The sequence below is a fragment of the Kitasatospora sp. NPDC051164 genome, assembly GCF_044455625.1.
Lineage (GTDB): Bacteria > Actinomycetota > Actinomycetes > Streptomycetales > Streptomycetaceae > Kitasatospora.
Genome location: NZ_JBITFB010000017.1, coordinates 197,909 through 209,553, shown reverse-complemented (window position 1 = coordinate 209,553; position 11,645 = coordinate 197,909). Strand labels below are relative to the sequence as shown.

General features: G+C 72.0%; 11 protein-coding genes and 1 tRNA gene. 7 read left to right on the top strand and 5 right to left on the bottom strand.

Annotation, left to right across the window (positions count from 1 at the left end; all coding sequences use genetic code 11):
• Positions 1–4: 4 nt before the first annotated feature.
• Positions 5–814: an enoyl-CoA hydratase/isomerase family protein gene (locus tag ACIBEC_RS25755; protein ID WP_360503541.1), complete on the bottom strand. Its 810-nt coding sequence runs from the start codon at positions 812–814 to the stop codon at positions 5–7.
• Between the two features lie 35 nt (positions 815–849).
• Entirely contained in the window at positions 850–1,539 is a 690-nt protein-coding gene (locus ACIBEC_RS25750) for a TetR family transcriptional regulator (protein ID WP_360503538.1), read from the bottom strand.
• Between the two features lie 152 nt (positions 1,540–1,691).
• On the opposite strand from ACIBEC_RS25750, the gene ACIBEC_RS25745 reads away from it, so the two are divergent.
• On the top strand, positions 1,692–3,224 hold the full coding sequence (locus ACIBEC_RS25745) for an MFS transporter (protein WP_396288932.1): 1,533 nt from the start codon (positions 1,692–1,694) through the stop codon (positions 3,222–3,224).
• 77 nt (positions 3,225–3,301) lie between these two features.
• On the opposite strand, the gene ACIBEC_RS25740 is transcribed toward ACIBEC_RS25745, so the two are convergent.
• Entirely contained in the window at positions 3,302–3,850 is a 549-nt protein-coding gene (locus ACIBEC_RS25740; protein ID WP_360503533.1) for a GNAT family protein, read from the bottom strand.
• A 77-nt stretch (positions 3,851–3,927) separates the two neighbouring features.
• Here ACIBEC_RS25740 and ACIBEC_RS25735 point away from each other — a divergent pair, with 77 nt between their 5' ends.
• Positions 3,928–4,551 (top strand): TetR/AcrR family transcriptional regulator, encoded by a 624-nt coding sequence (locus tag ACIBEC_RS25735; RefSeq protein ID WP_360503530.1) that lies wholly within the window; start codon positions 3,928–3,930, stop codon positions 4,549–4,551.
• A 279-nt stretch (positions 4,552–4,830) separates the two neighbouring features.
• Here the strand turns inward: ACIBEC_RS25735 and ACIBEC_RS25730 are convergent.
• Positions 4,831–4,906 (bottom strand) — tRNA-Arg (locus ACIBEC_RS25730).
• 629 nt (positions 4,907–5,535) lie between these two features.
• On the opposite strand from ACIBEC_RS25730, the gene ACIBEC_RS25725 reads away from it, so the two are divergent.
• From ACIBEC_RS25725 to ACIBEC_RS25705, 5 genes are all read left to right on the top strand, one after another.
• A complete protein-coding gene (locus ACIBEC_RS25725) occupies positions 5,536–6,120 on the top strand; it encodes a single-stranded DNA-binding protein (RefSeq protein WP_360503528.1) in 585 nt (194 codons plus the stop codon).
• A gap of 355 nt (positions 6,121–6,475) precedes the next feature.
• Positions 6,476–7,918, top strand: a complete 1,443-nt coding sequence (locus ACIBEC_RS25720; RefSeq protein ID WP_360503525.1) for a Cys-Gln thioester bond-forming surface protein — start codon at positions 6,476–6,478, stop codon at positions 7,916–7,918.
• 289 nt (positions 7,919–8,207) lie between these two features.
• Positions 8,208–9,872 carry an energy-dependent translational throttle protein EttA gene (gene ettA, locus ACIBEC_RS25715; protein ID WP_360503522.1) on the top strand — a complete coding sequence of 555 codons (1,665 nt, stop codon included), beginning with the start codon at positions 8,208–8,210 and terminating at the stop codon, positions 9,870–9,872.
• A gap of 128 nt (positions 9,873–10,000) precedes the next feature.
• Positions 10,001–10,441 (top strand): thioesterase family protein, encoded by a 441-nt coding sequence (locus tag ACIBEC_RS25710; protein ID WP_360503519.1) that lies wholly within the window; start codon positions 10,001–10,003, stop codon positions 10,439–10,441.
• Between the two features lie 30 nt (positions 10,442–10,471).
• Positions 10,472–11,164, top strand: coding sequence for a hypothetical protein (locus ACIBEC_RS25705; RefSeq protein WP_360503516.1), 693 nt, complete (start codon positions 10,472–10,474; stop codon positions 11,162–11,164).
• Between the two features lie 28 nt (positions 11,165–11,192).
• Here the strand turns inward: ACIBEC_RS25705 and ACIBEC_RS25700 are convergent, their stop codons facing one another.
• Positions 11,193–11,597 (bottom strand): globin, encoded by a 405-nt coding sequence (locus ACIBEC_RS25700; protein WP_360503513.1) that lies wholly within the window; start codon positions 11,595–11,597, stop codon positions 11,193–11,195.
• Positions 11,598–11,645 lie beyond the last annotated feature (48 nt).

Below are 11,645 nucleotides of genomic sequence, written 5' to 3'. Positions count from 1 at the left end.
CGGCTCAGAAGCGGGCCGGGCGGCCCTCCAGGAAGGCGGCGAGGCCCTCGTGCACGTCCGAGGCCTCGCGGGAGCGGCGCTCCCAGGGGGCCAGCGCCTCGGCCGCCTGCTCCGGCGGGACGGCCAGGGCGGCCTTCACGGCGCCGATGGTCTGCGGCGAGCGGCGGGTCAGCACATGGGCGAAGTCCAGTGCGGCGGCGTCGAGTTCGGCGTCCGGCAGGACGCGTTCGGCGAGGCCCAGCGGCAGTGCGTCCCGGCCCGGCACCAACTCGCCGGAGAACAGCAGGTACTTGGCGCGGGCCGGGCCGACGAGCCGGGCCAGCCGCAGGGTCGGCACCGCCGGGTAGACCACGCCGAGCTTGGCCGGGGTGATCCCCAGCCGGGCGTCCTCGGCGACGAAGCGCAGGTCGCAGGCGACGGCCAGCTGGCAGCCGCCGCCCACGCAGGCGCCGTGCACCACGGCGATCGTCGGGTGGGGGAAGGCCGCCAGCGCCTCCTCGGCGGCGACGTTGACCGCGTGGTAGGCGTCCGCGCGCTCCGGATCGCCGTACACCTCGGCGAGTTCGCCGATGTCGGCGCCCGCGCTGAAGGTGTTGCCGGCGCCGGTGAGCAGCAGGGCGCGCACGCCCTCGTGCCCGGCGAGCTGTTCCAGCACCTTGGGCAGGGCCGCCCAGATCGCCAGGGTCACCGCGTTGCGGCGGTGCGGGCGGGCGAACTCCAGCACCGCGACGCCGTCCTCGCCGACGTACGCGTTGAGGCCCTCGGCCTGGGCGGGCAGGGCGGAGCGGTCCCGCGTGAGCAGCGGCTGGTCCATGCGCACCTCCGGTCGGTCGTGGTGCGCCCACTCTGTCAGGCGGTACCGGCGCAGTAGTCCCCGAGGCCCCGTTCGACCAGGGCGAAGGCGCGGCGGGCCGCGTCGAGCGCGGCGGGCAGGGCGTCCTCGGCGCGTTCGCCGGTCAGCATCCGGCGCTGGTTGCGGCCGGTCAGGGTGAGCCGGGCGGCCATCAGCTGGGCGGCGGCGAGCTGGGCGGTCAGCTCGTCGTGGGCCGGGTCCTGGGCGAGCAGCTCGGCGGCCAGCAGGGCCTGTGCCTGGTGGTCGAAGCCGGCGGTGGTGCGCATCAGCAGGGCCGGGGTGCGGTGGATCAGCCGGACCACGTCGAGCACGACCTGTTGGTCGCTCAGGCCGGTCGCCGGGTCGAACACCGCGAGCGCCGACAGGAACTGTTCGCGCAGCGCCGCCACCGCCGAGGTGCCCGCGGCGCGTTCGCGCACCACCCGGGCCGGCTCGTCGAGGTGGTGCTCCATCGGGCCCAGGACCAGGTCTTCCTTGGACGGGAAGTAGTTGAAGACGGTCATCTTGGAGACCTCGGAGGCGGCCGCGATCTCGGCCACCGAGACCTGGTCGAAGCCCCGTTCGGCGAACAGTGTGACGGCGGTGCGCCAGATCCGCCGGGCGGTCCGGATCTTCTTCCGCTCGCGCAGGGGGAGTGCGTCGAGGTCGAGGTCGAGGCCGACGTCCGTGCCGGTGCGCGTCTCCATGGGGGAACTGTACCAGGATCAAAGGTTGACCAGGCTGAAAGATATGCCGGGATTAAGTGTTGACCGGGTATAAAAATCCTGCCATGGTGAGGGCGAGCCCGCCTGACCGCATCCGTCCGGGCCAATTCCACTGACGCTGGGGGGACTTCCCTATGGCATCCGCCGCCTTGACCGCACCCGCCCCGATGACACCGGCCCGGCAAAGGCTGGCCATGCTGCTCTGCTTGGTCACGATCGTGCTGGCCGTGCTCGACATGAACATCGTGTCGGCGGCTACCGTGCCGATCGTCCGCGACCTCGACCCCGTGCACGGCGTCGACCGGCTGCCCTGGCTGATCAGCGCGTTCTCGCTCGCCGCCACCGCACTGCTGCCGCTGTACGGCAAGCTCTGCGACCTGTACGGCGCCAAGCGGGTGCTGATCGGCGCCCTCGGCACCTTCCTGCTCGGCTCCGGGCTGTGCGGGGCCGCGCAGTCGATGGGCCAGCTGATCGCCTTCCGGGCCGTCCAGGGCATCGGCGGCGGCGGGCTGATGAGCGTCACCATGGTGGTCATCGCCCACCTCAAGGAGCCGGCCGGACGCAGCGGCAAGGGCGGCGCGATGGGCGGGATCGTCGCGGGCCTGGGCATGGCGGTCGGCCCGCTGATCGGGGCGCTGTTCACCGACCACCTGGGCTGGCGCTGGATCTTCTACATCAACCTGCCGCTCGGCCTGCTCGCCCTGGCCGGCATCGCCCTGGCCGTCAAGCTGCCGCCGGCCGCGGGCCGCCGGAGCCTGGACTTCCTCGGCGCGGCCCTGGCCGCCGCCTTCGCCATCGGGCTGCTGCTGATCACCGAGTGGGGTGGCAAGGACCACGCCTGGAACTCCCCGGTGATCCTCGGGCTCTGCGCCGCCGTCCTGGCCGCGCTGGGACTCTTCCTGTGGCGCCAGGCCACCGCCGCCGAGCCGATCCTGCCGCTGTCACTGTTCCGGATCCGCGCGGTGCGGCTCGGCTTCGGCATCCAGGGCCTGGTCGGCGTCGCCATGACCGGCTCGATCGTCTACGTGATGCTCTACCTGCAGATCGCCCGCGACGTCGCCCCGACCTCGGCCAGCCTCTACCTGATCCCGATGGCCGCCGGCATGACCGCGGTCGGCCTGCTGGTCGGCAGGCTGACCGCCCGCGGCCACTCGACGCGGACCTTCCTGGTGGCCGGTGCGGGCTGCGCGGCGCTCGCCCTGGGCCTGCTCGGCCTCAGCGGGCCGGACACCGGGCTCTGGGCGGTGCCGGCCGAACTCGCCCTGCTGGGCTGCGGGCTGGGCCAGCTGATCGGCCAGCTGATCACGGTGGTGCAGGAGGCCGTGCCCCGGCACCAGCTCGGTGTCGCGACCACCGGGGTGCGCTTCTTCCAGACCCTCGGCAGCGCGCTCGGCGCGGCGCTGTTCGGCACCGTGCTGGCCCGGGCCTACGAGACGGGCGAGCCCGGACGGACGCTCGGCGCGGTCCGTACGCTCGCCGGCACGGCGCACGAGCACGCGGTGCGCAGCTTCACCGACGCCGTGGACGTGGTGTTCCTGTCGGCGGGCGGGGTGCTGGCGCTGGCGCTGCTGCTCGCGCTGCGGCTGCGGCCGACGCAGGGCGAGGCCGAGGGCGCCGGGAGCACGGGCGCCGGGGCGGAGGAGGCGCGGCCGGTGCTCGCGGCCTGAGGCGCCCGAGCGGCCGCTCGGACGGGGCGGGGCCCGGTGGACTGCGGGGAGTCCACCGGGCCCTGGGCTTTCCGGCCTCAGGTCCGGGCGGCCCACTCGGAGGCCAGGATCGCCCAGATCTCCTTGTCGAGGCGGACCCCGTTGTGCAGGTACCACTCGCGCAGCACGCCGTCCCGCCGCATGCCGACCCGCTCGGCGACGGCGCGGCTGCGGGCGTTGACGGAGGTGCACCACCACTCGGCCCGGTGCAGGCCGCGGGTGACGAAGGCGTAGTCGAGGAGCTGCCGGACGGCGGCGGTGATCAGCCCGCGGCCCTCGCCGGCCGGTTCGGTCCAGGCGCCGATCTCGCAGACGCCGGACTTGGTGTCGAAGCCCACGAACATCACGCCGCCGACCAGCGTGCCGTCCAGCCAGATGCCGTAGATCCGCTTCTGGTCGGCGGCCTGGCCGTCGGCGTAGCGCTGCAGGGTGGCGCGGGCCGAGTCCAGGTCGGTGGAGAAGGTGGCCCACGGGATCCACGGGTCGCTGTGGGCGCGGGCCCGGTCGATGTGGGCCAGGAACTCGGGGGCCTGCCACGGCTCCAGCGGGCGCAGTTCGGCGTGGTCGGTGAGCGGTACGGCAAACACGGGCGGGCCTCTCGCGGGTGGGGCGCGGACTGGTCGGAATCATTCATAACAAACGTTTGGTATGTACGATAGCCCCCATGACGCCGGCCCGTGGAGACCATGACGCCCGCCGCTCGGACGTGTCCGAGGGGGTGTGGCGGGTCCTCTCCACCCGGGGCTTCGAGGGGCTGACCCTGCGCGCCGTGGCCGCCGAACTGGGTGCCTCCACCGGACTGTTGACGCACTACTTCCCGAACAAGCGGGCACTGCTGAGCCACGCCCTGGAGGAACTGGACCGGCGCTCGGGCGAACGGCCCCGGCGCACCGCGCCCGCCGACGGCAGCCCGCCGCCGCCCGCCGGACTGTCCCGGCTGCGGGCGGCGCTGCTCGACGTCCTGCCGCTGGACGCGGAGGCGTCGGCCGGCAACCGGATCTGGGTCGGCTCCTGGGACCACGCCCTGGCCGATCCGGAGCTGGCGGCCGCGCACGCGGGCCGCTACGCCCGCTCGCGGGTGGCGCTCACCGAGCTCGTCGCGGACGCCCAGCGGCTCGGGGAGCTCCCGGCGCAGGCCGACCCGGCTGAAGTCGCCGCAGGGGCGCAGGCCTTCGCGCTCGGGCTGGTGGTGCAGGCGCTGTTCGCCCCGGAGGAGTTCCCGCCGGAACGGCAGATCGCCCTGCTGGACGCCCATCTGGCCGGGGCGGCGGGCCGACCGGCGGATTGACCGGCTGCCGGAAGGCCGCCGGAAGGCTGCCGGAATGTTCCCGGGTGGGGGATTCGCCCGGGATTTCCGCCGTTCGCGGAGCCTGGCGGGAATGTCCGAACCGCGCCATTCCCGCCGCGTGATTCCCGGAACCGACGGCATTGGCCGGCGGTGGTTTTCGCGGCGGGCACGACACGCATTGTCACGGCTTATGTGCGGTGGGTGCCCGGCATTGCCGGGGGAGTCCGCCCGGCTACGCGTAGTCGCGATTGGCGCCGGTGGCCTGCGGGAATTGCGGGATGGTGCCCCCAGCAGGATTCGAACCTGCGACCTACCGCTTAGAAGGCGGGTGCTCTATCCGCTGAGCTATGGGGGCGGGACGGGCGGCGCCCGGGTGGGCGTGACCGTGGCCGGGATCGGGCGACGAGCGCCGGGGCGCGCGCGGTCCGCCCCGTGCCGGAGGGTGGGGGTGGGGGTTGGCGGGCCCTCGTCCTGTCGGGGACAGGATAAGGGTGTCCAGTTCCTCGCCCGAGTGTGACGACACCGTCGTTGGTGTGTCGGTTCGGTGGAGCGGTCCGATAATCGCAGGTGAAGGCCGTGCGTGCAGCGGTCTGGGAGTGTTCCGCGCCGGACGTTGTGCAGTCGTTACGGGGCTGCCTCCTCACCCGTTATGGATTCGACACGGAGAATGTGTCGCCGACGGTGCGGGTGGGGGCGGTAATCGCGGTTGTGTCGGTCGGATGACGTGCGCGGACGGTCCCCGGCGGGTGTTCCGGTGCACGGCTCCCGGGGCGGCGGCCAGCGGGTTTGTTGTCATGGCCGCGAAGAGTCGGGGGCGAAGCGCTTCCGGGAAGGCTGAAATTCACCCCTGCGAGTGACAACTGTTCCAGGAGGCCGAGTTATCCACAGGATTTCGTAAGTCGCTGGCCGGGATTTCTCCCGAAGTGCACGCTCAAGGCGCACCGGTCGATTCCGTACGGTGCATCGGCGGGAACGGAGTGTGCTGTGAACGAGTCGCATGTGACGGTGCTCGGCAATGTCGCCACGGAGGTGACCTACGGGGAAAGCGCCGGCGGGGTGCCGACGGCCAGCTTCCGGCTCGGCTGCACCGAGCGGCGGTACGACCGGCAGCGCGAGTGCTGGGTGGACGGCGAGACGCAGTGGGTGACGGTGACGGCCTGGCGGGCGCTGGCGGTGAACCTGATCGGCTCGCTGGCCAAGGGCGATCCGGTGCTGGTGAGCGGCCGGCTGCGGGTGCGGGAGTGGAGGGAGGGGGAGGCGCGGCGCAGTCGGGCGGAGATCGACGCCCGATCGGTCGGACACGATCTCACCCGCGGTACCTCGGCGTTCCGTTGGGCGGCAGGGGTGCGCGGGCAGTCGCCGGGCGGCGCGGGGCCGGCCGGGGCGCAGTCCGGGGGCGAGGTGGTGCCGGAGTGGATCGTGAGCGCACTGGAGGCCCGCAGGGCGGCCGCGGTGGCCCCGGCGCCCGGTCCGCGGGCGTTGCCGCCGGGCGCGCGGCCGGTGACGGGAGGACAGGTCGAGGTGTCCGAGAGGGGGCGGGGAGGTGACGGGCCGGATGCATTGAACTGACCGGTCGGTGACCTTCCCTGTCGACAAATATGTTGATCGAGAAGGCCGTTGTACCCGCACGTGCAATCCCGACCGGATAACGGAAAGTGGCGGCGAGTTTCCGGCCGACCGTCAGCTTGTGTGAAACCTGAGGGGGTTGATAACGATCCAGATACGGAATCGTCCTGATTTCGCATGGGGGTTTCGGGGCTCGTGGGGGTCAATAGGATTCGTCTGGTTCATACCCGCAGCAGTGCCTCCAGGGGGCACGCGCGGCACGGCAAGTCGGCGGACCGCCCCATCGGTGCGGCTCGGCCCGGAGGGATCCCAGATGTTCCAGAGGCAGGGGCGGAGTCTGTCCCGGATAACCACTGTCATGCTCACGACCGGACTGGCGGTGAGCGGAGGACTGTTCGCGGCCGGTGCGGCGGTCGCGGCGGACACCCCGGGTTCGGGTGTGACCGCTGTGGTGCAGCCCACGATGCTCGGCGAGAAGATCGACGTCGAGGGCGAGGGCACCGTCGACGGCGGCCTGTTCACCCTCAAGACCGCCGACGGTGAGCTGCAGACCTACTGCATCGACTTCGGCTTCCCGGTCGACATCCGGAAGAAGATCCAGTACCAGGAGTCCGACTGGGCCTCCAGCTCCCTCGGCGACAAGAACAAGGTCGAGGCGGCCTCCAAGATCCGCTGGATCCTGGAGAACTCCTACCCGCAGGTCAAGGACCTCACGGCGCTCGCCAAGGCCGCCGGCACGGGCAGCCTGACCGCCGAGGACGCCGCCGCGGGCACCCAGGCCGCGATCTGGAAGTACTCGGACAACAAGAACGCCGTCCCGCACAGCGCCGACGCGAAGAAGCTCCGCGACTACCTGACCGGTGCCGCCAACAAGGGCATCGCCGCCGAGCCCAAGCCCTCGCTGAGCCTCAGCCCGGACTCGGTCTCCGGCAAGTCCGGCGCCAAGCTCGGCCCGTTCACCCTCAACTCCAGCGCCTCCGAGGTGAAGCTGGCTGTCAGCGGTGACTCCGCCGACAAGGTCAAGCTGCTGGACAAGGACAGCAAGCCGGTCGGCGGCTCGATCGCCGGTCCGATCGCCAAGGACACCCAGCTGTTCCTGGACGTGCCGGCCGGCACCCCGGACGGCTCGGTCACCGTGAACGCCAGCGCCTCCACCGTGGTGCCCAGCGGCCGTGTCTTCCTCAGCAAGGGCTACACCCGTGAGGACCACAGCCAGACCATGATCCTGGCCGGCTCCAGCAAGCTCAGCGTCGCCGACGCGGCCAAGGCCACCTGGAAGCAGGGCAAGGGCGCGCTGATCGACAGTACCGCCAAGGTCGAGTGCGCCAGCGGCGGCGTGCGCGTCGCCGTCACCAACGGTGGCGACGAGGCCGGCACCGTCACGGTCGGCAAGCAGCAGCTGACCGTCCAGCCGGGCAAGACCGAGAGCGTGCTCGTCCAGGTCGCCGAGAAGACCGGTTACAAGATCACCGTCTCCGGCCCGAACGGCTACACCCGCGACTTCGAGGGCGTCCTGGACTGCAAGACCGGCACCGGCGGCACCACGCCGACCTCCGGTCCGTCCACCCCGGCCCCGAACGGCACCCCGACCGGCACCCCCTCGGGCACCCCGAGCACCGGCGCCGGCCACCCCTCCCCGGCGCCCACCAGCACCACCCCGGGCACCGGTGGCCTGGCCCAGACCGGTGCCAATGACTCGACCCCGATCCTCGCCGCCGTCGCCGGTGGCCTGGTCGTGGCCGGTGGCGCCGCCGTCTTCGTCCTGCGCCGCCGCGGCCGCCACGGTCGCACCACCGCCTGACCGGTTCCGCGGGCCCCGAGGCACTGACCTCCTGAGGCCCTGACGCAGAGCCGAGCCCGGCCCCCCGCAGTTGCTGCGGGGGGCCGGGCTTTTGCGTCGCGCGCGGAGGGAAGCGGAGGTCGGCGGGCGGGGACGCCCCGTGGGGGGCCGACGCAGGGGCGGAGGGCGCGTGCGGGGCACGGCCGGGATACCCCGGAGGGGCACCCCGGCGGTTCGGGGCTCGCGGCCGGGTGCGGCACAATGGAACGCTGCAAGCCGAATACTCCCGACGACGCCGGAGCGATCTCACGTGGCGGAATACATCTACACGATGCGCAAGGTGCGCAAGGCTCACGGAGACAAGGTCATCCTTGACGACGTGACGCTCAGCTTCCTCCCCGGAGCGAAGATCGGCGTCGTGGGCCCCAACGGCGCCGGTAAGTCCACCGTGCTGAAGATGATGGCCGGCCTGGAGCACCCCTCCAACGGCGACGCCTTCCTCTCGCCTGGGTTCACCGTCGGCATGCTGCTCCAGGAGCCGCCGCTGGACGAGTCCAAGAACGTGCTGGAGAACGTCCAGGACGGCGTCAAGGAGATCAAGGGGAAGCTCGACCGCTTCAACGAGATCGCCGAGCTGATGGCGACCGACTACTCGGACGCCCTGCTGGACGAGATGGGCAAGCTCCAGGAGGAGCTGGACCACGCCGAGGCCTGGGACCTGGACGCCCAGCTGGAGCAGGCCATGGACGCCCTGGGCTGCCCGCCCGGCGACTGGCCGGTCACCAAGCTCTCCGGTGGCGAGAAGCGCCGCGTCGCGCTCTGCAAGCTGCTGCTGGAGGCCCCCGACCTGCTGCTGCTCGACGAGCCCACCAACCACCTGGACGCCGAGTCGGTGAACTGGCTGGAGCAGCACCTGGAGAAGTACAAGGGCACCGTCGTCGCGGTCACCCACGACCGGTACTTCCTGGACAACGTCGCCGAGTGGATCCTGGAGCTCGACCGCGGCCGCGCCTACCCGTACGAGGGCAACTACTCCACGTACCTGGAGACCAAGCAGTCGCGTCTGAAGGTCGAGGGCCAGAAGGACGCGAAGCGCGCCAAGCGCCTCAAGGAGGAGCTGGACTGGGTCCGCTCCAACGCCAAGGGTCGCCAGGCGAAGTCCAAGGCCCGTCTGGCCCGCTACGAGGAGATGGCGGCCGAGGCGGACAAGATGCGGAAGCTGGACTTCGAGGAGATCCAGATCCCGCCGGGCCCGCGTCTGGGCAGCGTCGTCATCGAGGTCGAGAACCTCAACAAGGCCTTCGGCGAGAAGATCCTGATCGACGACCTGAGCTTCACGCTGCCGCGCAACGGCATCGTCGGCATCATCGGCCCGAACGGCGCCGGCAAGACCACCCTGTTCAAGATGCTCCAGGACCTGGAGACCCCGGACAGCGGCACGGTCAAGGTCGGCGAGACCGTCAAGATCAGCTACGTCGACCAGAGCCGCGCCAACATCGACCCGAAGAAGACCCTCTGGGAGGTCGTCTCCGACGGTCTGGACTGGATCAACGTCGGCCAGGTCGAGATGCCGTCCCGCGCCTACGTGTCGGCCTTCGGCTTCAAGGGCCCGGACCAGCAGAAGCCGGCCGGCGTGCTCTCCGGTGGTGAGCGCAACCGCCTGAACCTGGCGCTCACCCTCAAGCAGGGCGGCAACCTGCTGCTCCTCGACGAGCCCACCAACGACCTCGACGTCGAGACGCTCTCCTCGCTGGAGAACGCCCTGCTGGAGTTCCCCGGCTGCGCCGTGGTCATCTCCCACGACCGTTGGTTCCTGGACCGAGTGGCCACCCACATCCTCGCCTACGAGGGCGAGAGCAAGTGGTTCTGGTTCGAGGGCAACTTCGAGTCCTACGAGAAGAACAAGATCGAGCGGCTCGGCGCCGACGCCGCCCGTCCGCACCGGGCCACGTACAAGAAGCTGACCCGAGGCTGACACCCAGCCGTCACAACGGCCCGGCAGACTGCCCTCCGGGGCGGCCTGCCGGGCCGCGGCCCGGCGCCCCCCCCCCGCGCCCTCGAGGCGACGGCGGCGGCGGGCGACCGGAACCGAGGAGAACACCCGTGGCTCGCCACATCTACGCCTGCCCGCTGCGTTGGTCCGACATGGACGCCTTCGGGCACGTCAACAACGTGGTCTTCCTGCGCTACCTGGAGGAGGCCCGGATCGACTTCATGTTCACCCAGGCCGCCGCGGCCGGCGCCGGGGAGTTCGCGGGCGGTTCGGTGGTGGCGCGCCACGAGATCGACTACAAGCGCCCGCTGGTGCACCGGCCGGAGCCGGTCACCATCGAGACCTGGGTGACGAAGATCGGCGGCGCCTCGCTGACCGTCTCGTACGAGGTCAAGGACGTCGCCGAGGACGGCACCGACATCGTGTACGTCCGGGCGTCCACCGTGGTCGTCCCCTACGACCTGGCCGAGGGCCGGCCGCGCCGGATCTCGCCGGTGGAGCGGGAGTTCCTCGGCCGCTTCATGGACGAGCCCGTGCCCGCCGCGGTCTGACCGCCACGTGATGATTCGAGCTGAGCTGCGTTGACCGTCACCGCCCGTCTCGCCCTGACCGACGCCGGGGAGGCCGCCGACCTCTCCGCCTTCCTGCTGCGCCTGCTGCGCTTCGACAAGGCGGCGGCCGTCCGCCTGCAGGCGGTGGAGCCGGCCGCCGAGGACGGCGTGCTGGCGGTCTTCGGACGGCTGCCGCTGGGCGGTTCGGGCGCGCTGGCGATCCGGACCGCGCGGCTGGACCGCCTCGACGAGCCGGTGGACCTGACGGTCTCGGCGGGCCAACTGCTGGACGGCGTGGACGCCGAGGAGGGCGCCGTCGCGCTGCCCGCGCCGGTGACCGGCCCGGCCTGGGCCGGGCTGCTGCCGCCGCGCACCGGCTGGCGGCCGGCCGGGTCTCCGCCGGCGGCCGAGGTGTACCCCGAACTCATGGCCGGGGTGCGCGAGTTCCGCGAGCGCAGCGAGGCCGTGCCGGCGCACCACCGGACCCGTACGGTGCTGGACGCGCTGGCCGACGAGATCTGGTCCCGTCCGGTGTCCGCGCTGCCGGAGCTGCCGCTGCGGGCGGTGCACGCCGCGTACGTGATGGGCTTCCTGAAGCCCGGCGCCCCGCTGTCCGTGCACCGGGCGGGCGGCTGGCTGCGGCTGAGCGCCCCGGCGGGCTCGGTGGCGGTGCGCACCGTGGCCGCGCCGGGCGCGGGTCTCGGGCTCAGCGCGCTGGTCTAGCCGGGCCCGGGCGGGCGTAACGGGCGGCTCAGCCCTCGGTGTTGATCATCGAGGCGGCGGCGTAGGTCAGGTAGTCCAGCAGCTGCCGCTCCTGGTCGGCGGCCAGTTCCAGGCTGTCGACGGCCGCCCGCATGTGCCTCAGCCAGGCGTCGTGGGCCGCGCGGTCGACCTTGAACGGCGCGTGCCGCATCCGCAGCCGCGGGTGGCCGCGCCGGTCGCTGTAGGTGCGCGGGCCGCCCCAGTACTGCATCAGGAACAGCGCCATGCGCTCCTCGGCCGGGCCGAGGTCGCCCTCGGGGTACATCGGCCGCAGCAGTTCGTCCTCGGCGATGCCCTCGTAGAACCGGTGGGCCAGGCGTCGGAAGGTCGGCTCACCGCCGACCTGGTCGTAGAAGGTCTCCTCGCTCAACGTGCCCTGCCGGATCTCTCTCACCCGACCATGGTCGCAGACGCCGACGGGGTCGTACACCAGGACCAAAGG

Bases quoted from the DNA above. Each gene is read 5' to 3' on its own strand.
- ACIBEC_RS25735 (WP_360503530.1), top strand. From the start codon at position 3,928: ATGACGCCGGCCCGTGGAGACCATGACGCCCGCCGCTCGGACGTGTCC.
- ACIBEC_RS25755 (WP_360503541.1), bottom strand. From the start codon at position 814: ATGGACCAGCCGCTGCTCACGCGGGACCGCTCCGCCCTGCCCGCCCAG.
- ACIBEC_RS25720 (WP_360503525.1), top strand. From the start codon at position 6,476: ATGCTCACGACCGGACTGGCGGTGAGCGGAGGACTGTTCGCGGCCGGT.
- ACIBEC_RS25745 (WP_396288932.1), top strand. From the start codon at position 1,692: ATGGCATCCGCCGCCTTGACCGCACCCGCCCCGATGACACCGGCCCGG.
- ACIBEC_RS25750 (WP_360503538.1), bottom strand. From the start codon at position 1,539: ATGGAGACGCGCACCGGCACGGACGTCGGCCTCGACCTCGACCTCGAC.